Origin of the sequence: Agrobacterium sp. BT-220-3 (genome assembly GCF_025910175.1) — a bacterium.
Taxonomy (GTDB): Bacteria; Pseudomonadota; Alphaproteobacteria; order Rhizobiales; family Rhizobiaceae; genus Agrobacterium; species Agrobacterium oryzihabitans.
The window spans coordinates 1-15,066 of sequence record NZ_JAPAIX010000024.1; the positions used below are offsets into that span (position 1 = coordinate 1).

The 15,066-nt window shown below is 59.5% G+C and carries 14 protein-coding genes and 1 pseudogene; 5 read left to right on the forward strand and 10 right to left on the reverse strand.

Annotated elements, in window-relative coordinates:
• Nucleotides 1–141: 141 nt before the first annotated feature.
• Both OK142_RS24585 and OK142_RS24590 read right to left on the reverse strand, forming a co-directional pair.
• The gene (locus OK142_RS24585) at nt 142–915 is read right to left on the reverse strand and encodes an SOS response-associated peptidase family protein (RefSeq protein WP_072495311.1); all 774 of its coding nucleotides are present in this window, start codon (nt 913–915) and stop codon (nt 142–144) included.
• 305 nt (nt 916–1,220) lie between these two features.
• On the reverse strand, nt 1,221–1,580 hold the full coding sequence (locus tag OK142_RS24590; protein WP_052821205.1) for a hypothetical protein: 360 nt from the start codon (nt 1,578–1,580) through the stop codon (nt 1,221–1,223).
• Between the two features lie 417 nt (nt 1,581–1,997).
• Here OK142_RS24590 and OK142_RS24595 point away from each other — a divergent pair, with 417 nt between their 5' ends.
• The 3 genes from OK142_RS24595 to OK142_RS24605 are packed head-to-tail and all read left to right on the forward strand — an operon-like array spanning nt 1,998 to nt 7,448.
• The gene (locus OK142_RS24595; protein ID WP_072495310.1) at nt 1,998–2,762 is read left to right on the forward strand and encodes an ImuA family protein; all 765 of its coding nucleotides are present in this window, start codon (nt 1,998–2,000) and stop codon (nt 2,760–2,762) included.
• A complete protein-coding gene (locus tag OK142_RS24600; protein WP_072495309.1) occupies nt 2,683–4,194 on the forward strand; it encodes a Y-family DNA polymerase in 1,512 nt (503 codons plus the stop codon). Before OK142_RS24595 ends, OK142_RS24600 begins: the two co-directional genes overlap by 80 nt.
• Nucleotides 4,191–7,448, forward strand: a complete 3,258-nt coding sequence (locus OK142_RS24605) for an error-prone DNA polymerase (RefSeq protein ID WP_498685679.1) — start codon at nt 4,191–4,193, stop codon at nt 7,446–7,448. Before OK142_RS24600 ends, OK142_RS24605 begins: the two co-directional genes overlap by 4 nt.
• A gap of 7 nt (nt 7,449–7,455) precedes the next feature.
• Here OK142_RS24605 and OK142_RS24610 read toward each other — a convergent pair whose 3' ends face one another.
• The 8 genes from OK142_RS24610 to OK142_RS24645 form a co-directional block, all read right to left on the reverse strand.
• Nucleotides 7,456–8,340: a DUF3800 domain-containing protein gene (locus tag OK142_RS24610; protein ID WP_498685680.1), complete on the reverse strand. Its 885-nt coding sequence runs from the start codon at nt 8,338–8,340 to the stop codon at nt 7,456–7,458.
• A 633-nt stretch (nt 8,341–8,973) separates the two neighbouring features.
• On the reverse strand, nt 8,974–9,543 hold the full coding sequence (locus OK142_RS24615) for a type 1 glutamine amidotransferase domain-containing protein (RefSeq protein ID WP_498685681.1): 570 nt from the start codon (nt 9,541–9,543) through the stop codon (nt 8,974–8,976).
• Between the two features lie 31 nt (nt 9,544–9,574).
• A complete protein-coding gene (locus tag OK142_RS24620; protein ID WP_498685682.1) occupies nt 9,575–10,714 on the reverse strand; it encodes a glutathione-independent formaldehyde dehydrogenase in 1,140 nt (379 codons plus the stop codon).
• Between the two features lie 456 nt (nt 10,715–11,170).
• Nucleotides 11,171–11,464 (reverse strand): putative quinol monooxygenase, encoded by a 294-nt coding sequence (locus OK142_RS24625; RefSeq protein ID WP_037093999.1) that lies wholly within the window; start codon nt 11,462–11,464, stop codon nt 11,171–11,173.
• Between the two features lie 111 nt (nt 11,465–11,575).
• Nucleotides 11,576–12,316: an SDR family oxidoreductase gene (locus OK142_RS24630; protein WP_037094001.1), complete on the reverse strand. Its 741-nt coding sequence runs from the start codon at nt 12,314–12,316 to the stop codon at nt 11,576–11,578.
• Between the two features lie 53 nt (nt 12,317–12,369).
• On the reverse strand, nt 12,370–12,510 hold the full coding sequence (locus tag OK142_RS24635; RefSeq protein WP_157952825.1) for a hypothetical protein: 141 nt from the start codon (nt 12,508–12,510) through the stop codon (nt 12,370–12,372).
• A gap of 10 nt (nt 12,511–12,520) precedes the next feature.
• Nucleotides 12,521–12,703 carry a putative quinol monooxygenase gene (locus tag OK142_RS24640; protein WP_498685684.1) on the reverse strand — a complete coding sequence of 61 codons (183 nt, stop codon included), beginning with the start codon at nt 12,701–12,703 and terminating at the stop codon, nt 12,521–12,523.
• Nucleotides 12,704–12,887: 184 nt separating this feature from the next.
• Nucleotides 12,888–13,682 (reverse strand): type 1 glutamine amidotransferase domain-containing protein, encoded by a 795-nt coding sequence (locus tag OK142_RS24645; RefSeq protein ID WP_498685683.1) that lies wholly within the window; start codon nt 13,680–13,682, stop codon nt 12,888–12,890.
• Nucleotides 13,683–13,795: 113 nt separating this feature from the next.
• Here OK142_RS24645 and OK142_RS24650 point away from each other — a divergent pair, with 113 nt between their 5' ends.
• Nucleotides 13,796–14,731 (forward strand): LysR family transcriptional regulator, encoded by a 936-nt coding sequence (locus tag OK142_RS24650; protein WP_037094003.1) that lies wholly within the window; start codon nt 13,796–13,798, stop codon nt 14,729–14,731.
• 139 nt (nt 14,732–14,870) lie between these two features.
• A pseudogene (locus tag OK142_RS24655) lies at nt 14,871–15,066 on the forward strand (IS6 family transposase); the annotation flags it as partial.

The following is a 15,066-nucleotide window of genomic DNA, read 5'->3' on the forward strand; positions in this document are numbered from 1 at the left end:
ATCAAGCACCATACGGATGGCGCGTTGGCGGACTTCAGGTGAAAACTTGTTCGTTGTCTTGCTCATATCGGCTCCACTCTCTCAGAAGTTGGAGCCTCCGGCAAACCCGGTGCGGTTCATCCATCTGGCGATGGCCGCCAGTTATAAAAGGCTGCCTTGCTCCACCGGTTCGCCAGATTTCGAAATGATCGATGATCCATAAGGTTCACGCGACAGGATGATCAGCGCGTCGTTTGGTAGTGGGCGGGCGAGGTGCCTTGCCTCATCCCAAGGCGCCCGCATCCAGACGTCGGTTTCTTCCTTCGTCAGCAGTAGAACAGGCATTGCCTTCTCGTGGATCGGCTTCACGAGATCATTCGGATCGGTCGTCAGGAAACCGTATAGGTCGTCGGTTGTGAGCCCGTCCCTGACCTTGCGGACGCTCTTCCATTGCGGCACGTGGATGCCCGCAAAGAACATCATCGATTTCGTATCATCGCGGGCAACCCAGGCATTGGGAACATTGCCACCCTCCTGTTTGCTCATCGGGTCCGGTTCGGCAAAGCTTGTGACCGGGACGAGACACCTGCGCTCGACGCCGAACCATCGCGTCCAGTGAGGCAGGTTGAGCTTACGCACATTGGTCACGCCACGATCCGGTTCCATGCGGATGAGCTCATCCATATCGACGGCCTTGCCCTTGGCCTTCAGTTTATCCGCCCTTGCTTCGGCGGCTTTCTTTTGGACGAAGATAGGCGAGGGCAGGCCCCATCGTGCATGAACCAGCTGCTTCTTGCCGTCCGCCGTGTTTCGGATGATCGGCCCCATCTGGTCGGGGTTCATCTGATAGGCCGGCATGAGGTTGATAAGGCTTTCGGCGTCCTGGGCCCACTTTGAGACCCAGTCCCTGTCTTCCATCCGATAAAGGTTGCACATGGCAGCAATTCCTCCGTTGCGACCGAATGCAGTTTTTCCGGTGACTTCCGCCTGCGTATCTAGTCGAGCTTATAAACGTCGGCATTGTCCTACCGTTCCCGCAGGCCGTTGTAGGAAGCGTGGCGGAGTTTATCGTCGCCCGTCCTGCCCTGAACTCGATCTCGGCGATCAGGCAAACGCCTATCCTCTGGTCTCCATCGGCTGCGGATGCGATTGCCCGCTGCGGCTAGCGCCGTGGAGGAACGCCGCATGTCAAGGCGCAGGCGCTATTCCGCAGCCCGTTTAGGTCGCTTGATGCCACCGCATTAGCCGGTCAGTCCCGACATTCTCAACAGAGCTATTCCGATTGCAGCGGAAATCACGGTCAGTGATATACATGCAAACAACCGGTAAACTCTCTCCTTTGACGTCAAGAGGAGATAGACCGAAGCGATTCCCAGAAAGCAAATCGTCGCGAGGGCGCCATAAGCTCGATACTCGCCCGAATAAAGCCATGTCCCCAAAGCCACAAAACCACAAATAACAAAAACAAGTTCGAGCTTTTGCAACGTAACACCCCAAGAAGATCTGAGCGGGATTTTAGGGAATTGATCTCGCAGGTCAACTTTGCCATCGGGCTGCATGCGGCGGGGCTTGATGCATCCGCCTACACGTCCGATGTTCATATGGCCTCAAGCTTAAAAGCTCCCGTATAGGTCGAACGCTGCGGACAGCCATTGATGCAATCAACCGCAGCGACGCGGCATTAAATAGAGCTGGGCTTCGGTATTACGATCGAGCTTTGTCTCGGTGGCTTCGTCATGCAGGCGAGTTCAGCACGAAACCTTAAGAAGATTGTGACGCCGCTCATCTATCCCCGCTATCGCGATCTGGAGCCCGACAAGAGTGGAGTGCGGCAAAAATTCTTGTTATCCCTACAGCCTTGAATCCTTTTCGAATCTTCGGTTTTGCTAATGTTGTGATAATGTTGCTCAACTTTCTGGTGCTTGACTCTTTTATAGCGTCGGAACAAACAATGAACAAATAGCCTGTACGGCATAATGTCGATCCTTTGAACACCACCTTGAAGGGAGCCGTGAACGATGACCGCTGCGCGCCCGAAGGGGTTGTCGGATGTGATCTGTGATTTGCGTGGCCGCATCGCCTCGATGGAGGGCACAGCAGCGAAACGGGCCGGAACGCTCTCTTTCGGTGTGCCCGAGATTGATGCTTCCTTGCCTGGCGGGGGTCTTGCCTATGGAGCCCTGCATGAGTTCGCAGGCGGAGGATCCGGTACCGTCGATGGTGCAGCCGCCGCGCTTTTTGTCGCCGGCATTGCCGCCCGGACCAAAGGCCCCGTCATCTGGTGTCTGACGCGACCCGACCTGTTCTTTCCGGCGCTGGCCCAGGTCGGTCTCCATCCCGACCGCGTCATCTTCGTCGAGTCCGACAGGGAAGAGGATGTGCTGGCCAACATGGAGGAGGGCCTATCCTTCGGCGGTCTCGGCGCCGTTGTTGGCGAACTTGTCCGCCTGCCGATGGTGAGTTCCCGCCGATTGCAGCTGGCCGCCGAGCGAACCGGGACCATGGCGCTCGGCGTTCGGCGATGGCGGCGGCAGACGGAGGCGAATGATTTTGGCCAGCCCACGGCGTCAACGACGAGATGGCGCGTCAGCGTCATGCCGTCCGAGGCATTGCCGGTCCCGGGGGTGGGCAGGCCTCAATGGTTTCTGGAATTAATGCGCGTGAAAGCGGGTGAGTGTGCTGAGTTTCTCGTGAGAGCGTGTGATGACAAGGGTCGTATCCATTTATCTTCCAGATCTGCCGACGGATCGCATTCGTCGAGCCGATCCCTCCATTCCGCCTGAACAGCCGATCGCCGTGATTGCAAGAAGCGGTTCGAAGCGATGGGTTTCGGCTGCCGACCCTGCTGCCAGAGCGGCAGGCGTACATGTCGGCATGCCGGCGGCAAAGGCGCAGTCGCTGTTTCGCGGCCTGATGATGGTCGATGCAGATCCCGAAGTCGACGCCGCTGCACTTGAGCGCATCACGCTCTGGGCGCTGACGATCTATTCGCCAATTGTTGCCGTCGACGGGATTGATGGCATTGTCATGGATACCGAAGGCGCCGACCACCTGCAGGGCGGCGAGCTGCCAATGGTGACAAAGATCGCCAACAAGTTTCTGGGCAGGAAGCTGACTGCCCGCGTGGCGGTCGCCGACAGCTGGGGTGCGGCCCATGCCTGTGCGCGGGCCATCAATCGGGAAACGATCGTGGTTCCGCCGGGCGAGACCGTTCGGGCGGTCGAAAAGCTGTCGATTTCGCTCCTGCGCCTGCCGTCCAAGATTGTCAGCGATCTGCGCATCCTTGGTTTCCAGACCATCGGTGAGCTTGCCAATACCCCGCGCGCGCCGCTGACGTTGCGCTTTGGTCCGGAGATCGGCCGCCGTCTGGACCAGATGCTCTGTCGTATCGCTGAGCCGATCGAGCCGGTCCGCACCCCTGAGCTGGTCGAAGTTTCGAAAGCCTTCGCTGAACCGATTGGCGCTGCCGAAACGATCAACAAATATGTCGGCCGCCTCGTCGTCCAGCTGGTCGATGAGCTTCAGAAGCGCGGCCTTGGGGTGCGCCGTGCCGACCTGATCGTCGAGAAGGTCGACGGTACCAGGCAGGCCATTCGCGCAGGCACCGCCAAGCCTGCCCGGGACATCGCTTGGCTGACGAAACTGTTCAGGGACCGGACCGAAAAGATCGAGCCGGGTTTCGGGATCGAGAAGCTCATCCTTGTTGCCGTTCTGGCCGAGCCATTGGAAGAGGCGCAGAAAGTCTCTGCTTTGGTCGAGGATGACATCACCGATGTGACGCCTCTGATCGACATTTATGGAAACCGTGGACAGAGGGTCTATCGCGTCGCGCCGGTTGCATCCGATGTGCCGGAACGCTCCGTCCAGCGGATCAGTCCGGTTGCTGAACCGATTGCAATTGGCTGGGTGAGCCACTGGCGCCGTCCGGTCCGGCTTTTATCATGCCCCGAACTGATCGAGGCAATCGCTCTGATGCCTGACCGGCCGCCCGTCTCGATCGTGTGGCGCGGCAAGCGCCGTAAGGTCAAACGCGCCGATGGCCCGGAACGCATCTTCGGGGAGTGGTGGCAGCGCGACGCCGAGATGGAGGCGGTGCGCGACTACTTTGTCATCGAGGACGAGGCAGGCGAGCGCCTGTGGGTATTCCGCTCCGGCGACGGCGTCGATCCCGAAACCGGTTCCCATCGCTGGTTCTGCCACGGGATCTTCGCATGAGCTACGCCGAGCTTCAGGTCACGACCCACTTTTCCTTCCTGCGCGGCGCCTCCTCTGCACAGGAATTGTTCGAGACGGCGAAACAGCTCGGCATCGAAGCACTCGGCGTCGTCGACCGCAATTCGCTGGCAGGGATCGTCCGCGCGCTGGAAGCATCCCGCGCCACGGGTCTGCGCCTGGTCGTCGGCTGTCGGCTCGATCTCGCGGATGGCATGTCTGTGCTGGTCTATCCGATGGACCGATCCGCCTATTCACGTTTGACGCGCCTCATCACGCTGGGCAAATCGCGTGGCGGCAAGAACAACTGCATCCTGCACTGGGACGATATCGTCGCTTACTCCGAGGGCATGATCGGCGTTCTGGTGCCGGATCTGCCGGATGATCTTTGCGCGATCCAGCTTCGAAAAATGGCTGAGTTGTTTGGTGATCGCGCTTACGTGTCTCTCTGCCTGCGCCGGCGACCGAACGACCAGTTGCGCCTGCATGAGATTTCCAACATGGCGGCGCGGTTCAAGGTCAGAACCGTCGTCACCAATGATGTGCTGTTTCATGAGCCGGGCCGTCGGCAGCTTCAGGACATCGTCACCTGTATCAGGCACAACACCACGATCGACGATGTCGGCTTCAAGCGCGAGAGACATGCGGACCGATATCTGAAGCCGCCGGAGGAGATGGAACGGTTGTTTCCACGCTACCTAGAGGCCTTGGCGCGGACGGTGCAGATCGTGCGTCGCTGCAAATTCTCGCTTGAGGAGCTGACCTACCAGTACCCGGAGGAAGCCATCGTGCCGGGCAAGGATGCCCAGGCGTCGCTCGAGCATTATGTCTGGGAATGTGCGCCCGATCGTTATCCGGAAGGCCTGCCACCGGATGTTTTAAAGACCGTACGCCACGAGCTCGATCTCATCCGCACTATGAAATACGCGCCTTACTTCCTGACGGTGTTTTCGATCGTACGTTTTGCCAGAAGCCAGGGCATTCTCTGCCAGGGCAGGGGGTCCGCCGCCAACAGCGCTGTCTGCTATATTCTCGGCATCACATCGATCGACCCCTCGACCAATGACCTCCTCTTCGAGCGTTTCGTCAGCCAGGAACGCGACGAGCCGCCCGACATCGATGTCGACTTCGAGCATGAACGGCGCGAGGAGGTCATCCAGTGGATCTACAAGACCTACACCAAGGATAAGGCGGCCCTCTGCGCCACCGTTACGCGGTACCGCGCCAAGGGCGCGATCCGCGATGTCGGTAAGGCACTTGGCCTGCCTGAAGATGTCATCAAGGCCCTGTCGTCAGGCATGTGGTCCTGGTCGGAAGAAGTACCCGACAGAAACATCAGGGAGCTCAATCTCAACCCGGACGACCGGCGCTTAGCGCTCACCCTGAAACTGGCACAGCAGCTGATGGGCGCGCCGCGTCATCTTGGCCAGCACCCAGGCGGCTTCGTTCTCACCCATGACCGGCTGGACGATCTCGTGCCGATCGAGCCGGCGACGATGAAAGACCGGCAGATCATCGAATGGGACAAGGACGACGTCGAGGCGCTGAAGTTCATGAAGGTGGACGTCTTGGCGCTTGGGATGCTCACCTGCATGGCCAAGGCCTTCCATCTGATCCGCGAACACAAGAGCGAGGATCTTGATCTGTCGAAGATCCGCCAAGAGGATGCCGCAACCTACGCAATGATCCGCAAGGCCGATACGCTCGGCACGTTCCAGATCGAAAGCCGGGCGCAGATGGCGATGCTGCCGCGGTTAAAACCGCGCACCTTCTACGATCTCGTCGTGCAGGTGGCGATCGTCCGGCCGGGCCCAATCCAGGGTGACATGGTGCATCCCTATCTTCGCCGGCGCGAAGGCAAGGAGCCGGTCGAGTATCCGACACCGGAGTTGGAGGCGGTACTCGGCAAGACGCTGGGCGTGCCGCTGTTTCAGGAGAGCGCCATGCGCGTTGCCATGGTCTGCGCCGGCTTTACCGGCGGCGAGGCGGACCAGCTGCGCAAATCGATGGCAACCTTCAAGTTCACCGGCGGCGTCTCACGGTTCAAGGGCAAGCTGGTTTCGGGGATGGTGAAGAATGGTTATTCGCCAGAGTTTGCCGAAAAGACCTTCTCGCAACTCGAAGGTTTTGGCTCCTACGGCTTTCCCGAGAGCCACGCGGCCTCTTTTGCATTGATTGCCTACGCTTCGAACTACATCAAGTGCCATTATCCGGATGTCTTTTGCGCAGCCCTTCTCAACAGCCAGCCCATGGGCTTTTATGCTCCGGCCCAGATCGTCGGGGATGCGATCAAGCATGGCATCGAGGTGCGGCCGGTCTGCGTCAACCGCTCGCGATGGGACTGCACGCTGGAAAGGATCGGCAGCACTGATCGACATGCTGTTCGGCTGGGTTTCCGGCAAGTGAAGGGACTGGCGGTTGCGGAGGCGGCGCGGATCGTAGCGGCCCGCATGAACAATGCGTTTGCCTCAGTCGATGACATGTGGCGCCGGTCCGGTGTGCCGACCGAAGCGCTTGTTCAACTGGCAGAGGCCGACGCCTTTCTGCCATCGCTGAAACTCGAACGACGCGATGCGCTTTGGGCGATCAAGGCGCTGCGCGACGAGCCGTTACCGTTGTTTGCAGCCGCAGCCGAACGCGAGGCGACGGCGATTGCGGAGCAGCAGGAGCCAGAGGTGGCGCTTCGGCAAATGACGGATGGGCACAACGTCATCGAGGACTACAGCCACACCGGGCTGACTTTGCGCCAGCATCCGGTCGCCTTTCTGCGCAAGGATCTGTCGGCACGCAATATCATCACCTGTGCCGAGGCGATGAATGCTCGGGATGGCCAGCGGGTTTACACCGCTGGACTCGTGCTGGTGCGGCAGAAGCCGGGATCGGCCAAGGGTGTGATGTTCATCACCATCGAGGACGAGACGGGTCCCGCCAACATCGTTGTGTGGCCGACACTATTCGAGAAGCGTCGGCGGATCGTGCTGGGATCGTCGATGATGGCGATCAACGGACGGATTCAGCGGGAAGGGGAGGTCGTCCATCTCGTCGCCCAGCAACTCTTCGATCTCTCAGGCGATCTGGTTGGACTTGCCGATCGCGATACGGAGTTCAGGCTGCCGGCTGGTCGCGGCGATGAGTTTGCCCATGGCGGCGGCGGGCCGGATTCACGCGATCGGCCGAAGCCGGTTGTCCCGCGCGACATGTTCACACCGGACCTTCATATCGATACGCTGAAGGTGAAGAGCAGGAATTTTCACTGAAAAATGCTCAAACCGAGCGTGTCGAGGGAGCGCATGCACCTTCAAAACCGCTTTGATCCTCAGGCGTGGTGACTTGGAATGCGGCGGCAATAGCTTTCGGCGTTGCTTTCGGAAAAGGGTGAGCTGGAACTGGAAGCGAAGCGAGGCGCGCCTTTGTCTCCGGCGAGACATGACAGCGCAGACCTGAGACTGGCCCGACGCCATACCGGGCAAAGTAGGGCCTTATGAGGTCGTAGCCACGCTGGTCGCCTGACTGAAAGTGACGGAAAATCCAGTAAGCGATCAAATCCGCCATCTGAATCAGGCGCGAAGCCTTTGAATCCAGAAAAAGCGGGACTTCGGCAAAGTTGCGAAGTTGGCCGCTGGCATGCCCGACGTGCTTGAACACATGAGAGAGGGTTTGGATTTTCTCCTCATAATTGCTTTTGTCGAGGATGACCAAGCCGCGCTGGGGGTTCTTTTTCTTGTAAAGCGTCTTCAGATAGCCATCAAAACACGAAGCCACCTCCTCGAAGCTCCGAGCCAGAATATTGTTCGGAGAGAAGAGCTTCTTTTCGATGACGCAGGCGTAGACCTTCAACTGCAATTGCTTGTCTGCCAGTAGCGACAAGATATCGACGACGGCTTGAACTCTGTCGTTGGGAGGGACACCTTTCCAGGTACCGTTGCCCGAGCGCATTGGGTTTCCATGGAACTCGATTTCTCGAGGATTGGTTGAGCTAAAGCGCGCCGCTACAGGATCTATCTGGGCTTCCAGCCAATGGGTTTGGCGCTCGAATATGCTAAAGCCTGCAAGGACAAAGAAGTCAGAGCTTGGATCATGCGAGTGACCAGACTCGTCGAGATATAATAGATGTAACGAATCCCCCTGAAACGAAAAAGCGGACCGCATGCGGTCCGCTCCAATTCGGTAAGCCGAGTGAAACAATCGTTCAACGCACCGACGGATCAGCGCTCTCGACTATGGCCAATATATATCGATTGCGTGTCGGCTTTTCAAGAGGCGGCTCCGCATGGCTCACAATCGTGAACCTCTAGCGTTCGCGGCTTCACGTCGTCTGTGATCCGCCTCCAGCAGTCATAGGCATCGACCGTGACCTGATGACCGGAGCGAAAAGAAGGTAGCATCAGGTAATCGAGGGCTACAACAAGATCCGCATCAGCACGATCGTTGTTTGTCGGAGGCAGGTCCATGGAGGCGTCCCAATCCCGCTCTTGATGGATGGCTTCCTGGTCCGGCCCCGGATCTCCGTCGATCAACCCGCTGACGGTCGTAAATCTAGTCGAACGCACGTACGATCAGGTGCATCTCAACCACACGTTGGAATGGGTCGAATCTCGAAGCGGGAGCCGGCGATGTGTCACTGCGGTTGACGCGGCTTAGGGTTTGAGTGCCCGTCAGGTGCGCCGTGTTCGTGTGATACGCGGCGTGGCGGACGGCCAATCGCTGGCCATCCGCCACGCTTGCTTTGTGCGGACCTTCTCCAGGGAGAGGCCCTCACATGGTTCGTCGAAACGCCCCGTCTTAATTCCCTGCTGCGAGCGCTGCGCCCACACCTTCTGCGATTTCCTCAACGAGTTTGGCACAGAAGGCGGGCAAATCATTGGGATCGCGGCTGGTAACAAGGCCGTTGTCGACCACGACTTCCTCATTGGTCCATGCACCGCCGGCGTTCTCGATATCGACCTTCAGCGTCGGGTAGGACGTCAAGGTGCGACCCTTAAGCACGCCCGCCTCGATCAATGTCCAGGGTGCATGGCATATAGCCGCAACAGGTTTTTTCTGATCGAAGAAAGCCCGGATGAAACCAATGGCCTCGACGCTGCCGCGCAGCTTGTCGGCACCGACAGTCCCTCCGGGAACAACAAGGCCGTCGAAAACATCGACTTCAACGTCCGCAAACGTCTTGTCGATAGTATAGCTGCCACCCTCATCAAGATCATTATTGACTGTGCGAGCCTTGCCTGCCTCAAAACTGACCACGGTGACTTTGCCGCCAGCCTCCTCGATAGCTTGCTTCGGCTTCAAGAATTCTGGCTCTTCCGTCCCGCGGGGCGCGATCAGAACCGCAACTGATTTGCCATCTAAGGTCATAAGTTATCCCCTATTCCGTCAAATACTAAGGTCAGGCGGTCGGCTTCAGCACGACCTTTGTCCAACCATCGTCGCGCGAATCGAAATGCTTGTAGGCGTCAGGCGCCTGATCGAGCGACAGTCGGTGCGAGATGATTTGCGCAGGATTGGCCCGGCCATGCTCGATAAGGTTCATCAGCCGCCGGTTATAATGTTTTACGTTGCACTGCCCGGTGCCGATCTTCTGTCCCTTGAACCAAAAGCTGCCGAAGTCGAACGCAATCTTGCCTTCCTTCTGGAGATCGTCGGGCGCCTTCGGATCCTCCGGGATAAACACGCCGACGACGCCGATGCCGCCGGTAGCCTTTGTGCTTTGGACAAGGCAGTTCATCGTATAGTTGCTGCGCTCCTTGCCATGGCGATCGCAGCACTGGTAACCCACCGCCTCGACCCCACGGTCGGTCCCGAGGCCGCCGGTTGCGTCTAGGATCTGCTGGGCGGGATCGCCCTTGCGCATGTCGATCGAAATCGCGCCCATCGCCTCGGCTAGTTTCAGGCGGTCATCGTGAGAATCGACCACGAAGATCTGAGCGGCACCGCGGATTTGGGCTGAGTGCGCGGCCATCAAACCGACCGGACCAGCGCCGTAGATCGCGATGCTTTCGCCGGGCTGGAAACCTGACAGTTCGACGCCATGCCAACCTGTCGGGAAGATGTCGGAGAGCATGACATAGTCGTCCTCCTTCTCTTTGGCGTCCTCGGGCAGCTTCAGACAATTGAAGTCCGCATAAGGAACGCGCATCAACTCGGCCTGACCGCCTTGCCACGGCCCCATCTCGGCAAAGCCATACGCTGCGCCGGCCGTTCCAGGGTTGGTCGTGAGGCAAAACCCCGTCAGACCGCGTTCGCAATTTTCGCAAAACCCGCAACCCACGTTGAACGGCATGCAGACGCGATCGCCCTTCTTGATCCGATCTACGGCAGCACCAACCTCGATGACTTCGCCAAGGTTTTCATGACCAAAGACCCTGCCCGTCTCGAAGCTGGTACGGCCCTCGTACATGTGAAGGTCAGACCCGCAAATGTTGGTGGTGGTCACCCGGATGATTACATCGGTCGGTTTCTCGATCTTGGGATCATCGATGGTATCGACGGAAACGTCTTTAGGTCCGTTGTATACGACAGCTTTCACGGATCTTTTCCTTTCGCAGCTCATCTCAACGCGTCATCAAATCGAGAGCTTGATGATGATCGGGTCCATCGCAACGGCGGAGGACATCGCACCCTTCCAAGTGATCTCAGTTTCCTGAACGTTCTGCTACCTGAAAGGTTCCTTCCCGTAGGGCCATCCTGGGATCGATTCACGGTTTTCTGAATGACTGGGCCAGAACGGCCGAATAACGCGCCAAATTGATGTGCTCAAGAATCTCCCGCGAACCAATGGTGCCGTTACGTCGCGACACATCAACGGCGCCTTATCAGTAAATTCAGAGGTGTGATAAGCACAAAAAGACAAGGCCATCCACTATCGCGGATGACCTGTCGTATTCATTTATTCATTTCCCGATTCGGCCGGGCCATCCATTCCGGATGGAAACACGAGCCTTACCCTGCAGTCAAACGGCAGCTTAGGGTGCCGACCGCTCCGCTATTTCGCGGCCAGCAGGGTGAACTTGTGAATCTGCGGCGGTTCAGAAAACAGTTCTTCTGCCTTGTCCATCAGTGCGGCGGCAACCTTGCCGTCAAGATGGGCCTGCCGATCCTCCTCTGTGTCGAACGTATCGAAGATCGCGTACGCACCGGGACCTTCTTCGATCGCATACCAGGTCAGAGTGCCCGCCTCAGCTTGAACGAGCGGCAATGCCGAGGTCAGGAAATTGGCGACATCGCGCTCTTTTCCGGGCTTGGCCTTCAGTGGTACATACAGGGCAAGTTTGGGCATAAATGACTCCTCAAGTGAAACGGACAGATATTATTCGGCAAAGTAACGGACGAGCGGGCCGGTAGGTTCCCCATGAGGCGGAGCACACGCGGCCCCGCCTCCTCGTCGAAATCAGAACTGCTGTGCGGTCGGCCGGATGACGATCGCGTTGACGTCGACGTCATCAGGTTGTTCTACAGCGAACGCAATAGCGCGCGCCACCGACGCCGCAGGGATGGCCTGCTTGTAGAAGTCGAGTACCGTCTCGGCAGCCGTGCCAGACGTCGTGAACTTCAAGTCGCTTTCGACGGCTCCAGGCTCGATCGACGTGACACGGACCTTTTCACCCACCTCCTGGCGCAGGCCCTCGCTGATCGCGCTGACGGCGAACTTGGTGCCGGAGTAGACCGTGCCGCCCGGTGCGAAGACCTTGATGCCCGCAACCGAGCTCAGGTTGATGATGTGACCGCTTCCCTGCTCGAGGAAGCCGGGAAGGGTCGCCGCGATGCCGTAGAGCGTACCCTTTAGATTAACGTCGATCATCTGGTCCCACTCGTCGGTGTTGACCTCGGCCATCGGACGGATCGGCATCAGCCCGGCGTTGTTGATCAGCACATCGAGGCGGCCGAAGTCGGCAATGACTGCAGCGACGACGGACTGGACCGCCGACTTGTCGGTGACGTCGAGCGCGTAGCTACGCGCCGCGCCGCCGCTTGCGGCGATTTCCGCGACAACCTCGTCGAGCCTGTCCTTGCGCCGCGCGGCGATGGCCACCTTCGCGCCGCGTTCAGCGAGAAGACGCGCGGTTTCTGCGCCGATGCCGGTGCTGCCGCCGGTGATGAGAACGACCTTGTCTTTGATACCCTTTGTCATGATTGTGTTCCTTCAATTCACATGTTGATTTTTCGCCGGATCGCGGCTCCGCCTTAGCGGTAGTCGCGTGGATGAATGAGGCCCATCAGGCCCACGCGGAGAGCAGGTGTCAACAGGCCGATCAACCGCAGATCCTCGGTACAGAACGGCTGTGCGAGCAGCGCCGATCCCACCCATTCCGTAAGCTTGCCCATGGCACCATCCTCAGGTCGCTGAGACGGGGTTGAGGACGAACGCGGCGCGCTCGGCCAGATCGCCGATCTGAGAGAGGTAGTTCTGGGAGTGGGGCGTCTCGCGGTGGGCGGCGACCGCATCTGCGTCCGCGTACAGCTCGTCGAGCACGAAACGATTCGGATCGCTCTGATCCTGCCACAAATCGTAGCGCAGGTTGCCCGGCTAGGCACGGCTCGGTTTTAGCATGGCGTCTAGCAGAGCGCTCAGGCGGTCGACGGTATCCGCACGGGCGGTGAGGACGGCGACGATCTTCACGTTGGCGGTCATGGCATCGTTCCTTGTTTTGGCTATATTCGAAGCACGGCGCATCCTGAGCGCCCGCCGGTCATCCTGGTACTCATGCAGCGGCGCGATCGAGGGCTTCGATCAACGCGCCAGCTATGGCCTGGTCCGACGCCGGATTCTGAACCGTGATCAGCTCCCGGTCCACGACGACATTCGAAGCGAAGTTCTCGTCGGTGACCGAGACGTCGCCACCGGCCAACCGCAGCGCCTTTTCCATGTCAAAGAAGAGTTCGCCCTTCAGCACTTGCTCCTCAGCGATCTTCTCCTCGTTCGCCGAGAAGACGGTCATGCGGTAGCCCGAGTAGATCCAGTCTCCCGCCAGATTGGCCGCCCCGGCGTCATCGCCTTCCTCCAGCGCTTTGCGGAAGGCCGAAGCATCCTCGAGCGCGGCGACAACGACTACCGGTCCGTGGCAGAGGAGCGCGGTCGGCTTGGCCGCCGCGTGGAAGTGACGGAGGATCGCGCCCGCATCGCGGTCTTGCATCAGGTCGACGACGGGCGCGTGACCTCCCGGCACAAACACGCCAACGAAGCCGTCCAGGCCGTCTTCGACGACCGATTTCAGCCTACGCACGTCGTTCATCGCCCGGTGGTTGGCAAAAAAGTCCTTGGCGCGCTGGAATGCCGTCTCATCGCCGCCGAAGTGATCAAGCGAATCGGAGACGGCGTCGATGTGCGGCTTGGCCCCATTGGGCGTGGCGAGCACAATATCATAGCCGGCGTCGAGCAGAGCCAACGCGGGGACCGCCGTCTCGTTGAGATACTGACCGATCGTCGCGGTACCGCCGCCACGCAGCCCGATCTGCGTGGCGTTCGATCCAAGCACGAGAACCTGACCCTTGCTCATCTGAACCTCCATGTTCGCGGCGTCCATCGCCGATGGATGGGAGATAGGCCATGTAGACACATTCTAGAAATTTATTTTCTTGATTTCAGATATATCGCTGATAGCATGACTGCATGCGCTACGATCTAAACCTATTGCCGATCTTCGTCGCCTTGATGGATGAGCGCAGCGTCACGCGGGCCGCCGAGCGCATGGGCATGACCCAGCCCGCCTTGTCCAATGCCCTATCGCGTCTACGACTGATGCTTCAGGACCAGCTGTTCGTCCGCGAGCGCTATGGCATCCAGCCGACCCCGATCGCGCTCGAACTCTCACCGCTGATCGCCGAGGCACTCGCGCTGCTCGACGACGCGGTCCTCGGTCAGCAGGCTTTCGACCCCGCACAGGCCGAGCGGCTCTTCACGATCGCGCCCAACGGCTATGTCGAGTTCGTCCTCGTCCCCGCTGTCGTGGCGCGCCTGGAAAAGGTCGCGCCCGGCATTAAGCTCCACCTGACGCCGTACGGCAACGATCTCGTTGAGACGGGCGTCGTGTCGGGCACGACGGCCCTCGTGCTGGGCCGCATCGTCGACCCACCCGACAACCTCGTCGTCCAGCACTTGATGGACGAGGGGCTAGCCTGCGCCGTCCGCGCCGACCATCCAGGCGTCGGCGATGCCATGACGCGCGAGCAGTTCGAGGCGATGAAGCACGTCAACATCATGCCGCCCGGACGGATGCGCGCCGGTCTGTTCCAGGCGCTGGCGCAGCAACAGCTGAAGCGCGACATCGCGATCTCCGTGACCAACTTCTTCGCTGCAGCCGAGATGGTGGCAGTGACCGACTACTGCGCCACTTTACCCTCGCTCATCTGCAGGCGGCTGATGGATGACCCTCGGCTGAAGATCTTGCCGGCGCCGGTCGACCTCGGCAGCTTTCCCGTGGAGATGGCCTGGCACGTCCGCTACCAGCACGATCGTGCACACCGCTGGCTACGGGCGCTGATCGGCGAGATCATCACCGACTTCAAGGGCAAGACGCCAGTGACAGCGATGCCGCCGCCAGCGTGATGGACGTCTGTCGGCCGGGCGACGCCGGTTGACTTCCGTAAGCGCCCCCAAAGGCTGATGTTCCGCTTGCGCATTTCCACCGCCGCCAGGGCGTTGTCACGTTGTTCGTGGCTTAGCGGTTGACGGATAACCGGACGTGATGAGCACGCCGACCATCAGCTACAAGAACCACCGTTTCCCACCGCATATCATCGCCCATGCCGTCTGGCTGTATTACCGGTTCCCGTTAAGCCTGCGGCTGGTGGAAGAAATGCTGCTGGAGCGCGGCATCGTCGTGTCCTACGAAACGATCCGGCGCTGGGGCCGGAAATTCGGTGCGGCCTACGCAAAGCGAC

Bases quoted from the DNA above. Each gene is read 5' to 3' on its own strand.
- OK142_RS24645 (WP_498685683.1), bottom strand. From the start codon at position 13,682: ATGAGCAAGGGTCAGGTTCTCGTGCTTGGATCGAACGCCACGCAGATC.
- OK142_RS24600 (WP_072495309.1), top strand. From the start codon at position 2,683: ATGACAAGGGTCGTATCCATTTATCTTCCAGATCTGCCGACGGATCGC.
- OK142_RS24610 (WP_498685680.1), bottom strand. From the start codon at position 8,340: ATGCGGTCCGCTTTTTCGTTTCAGGGGGATTCGTTACATCTATTATAT.
- OK142_RS24635 (WP_157952825.1), bottom strand. From the start codon at position 12,510: ATGGGCAAGCTTACGGAATGGGTGGGATCGGCGCTGCTCGCACAGCCG.
- OK142_RS24625 (WP_037093999.1), bottom strand. From the start codon at position 11,464: ATGCCCAAACTTGCCCTGTATGTACCACTGAAGGCCAAGCCCGGAAAA.
- OK142_RS24605 (WP_498685679.1), top strand. From the start codon at position 4,191: ATGAGCTACGCCGAGCTTCAGGTCACGACCCACTTTTCCTTCCTGCGC.
- OK142_RS24590 (WP_052821205.1), bottom strand. From the start codon at position 1,580: ATGAACATCGGACGTGTAGGCGGATGCATCAAGCCCCGCCGCATGCAG.
- OK142_RS24585 (WP_072495311.1), bottom strand. From the start codon at position 915: ATGTGCAACCTTTATCGGATGGAAGACAGGGACTGGGTCTCAAAGTGG.
- OK142_RS24595 (WP_072495310.1), top strand. From the start codon at position 1,998: ATGACCGCTGCGCGCCCGAAGGGGTTGTCGGATGTGATCTGTGATTTG.
- OK142_RS24630 (WP_037094001.1), bottom strand. From the start codon at position 12,316: ATGACAAAGGGTATCAAAGACAAGGTCGTTCTCATCACCGGCGGCAGC.
- OK142_RS24615 (WP_498685681.1), bottom strand. From the start codon at position 9,543: ATGACCTTAGATGGCAAATCAGTTGCGGTTCTGATCGCGCCCCGCGGG.
- OK142_RS24650 (WP_037094003.1), top strand. From the start codon at position 13,796: ATGCGCTACGATCTAAACCTATTGCCGATCTTCGTCGCCTTGATGGAT.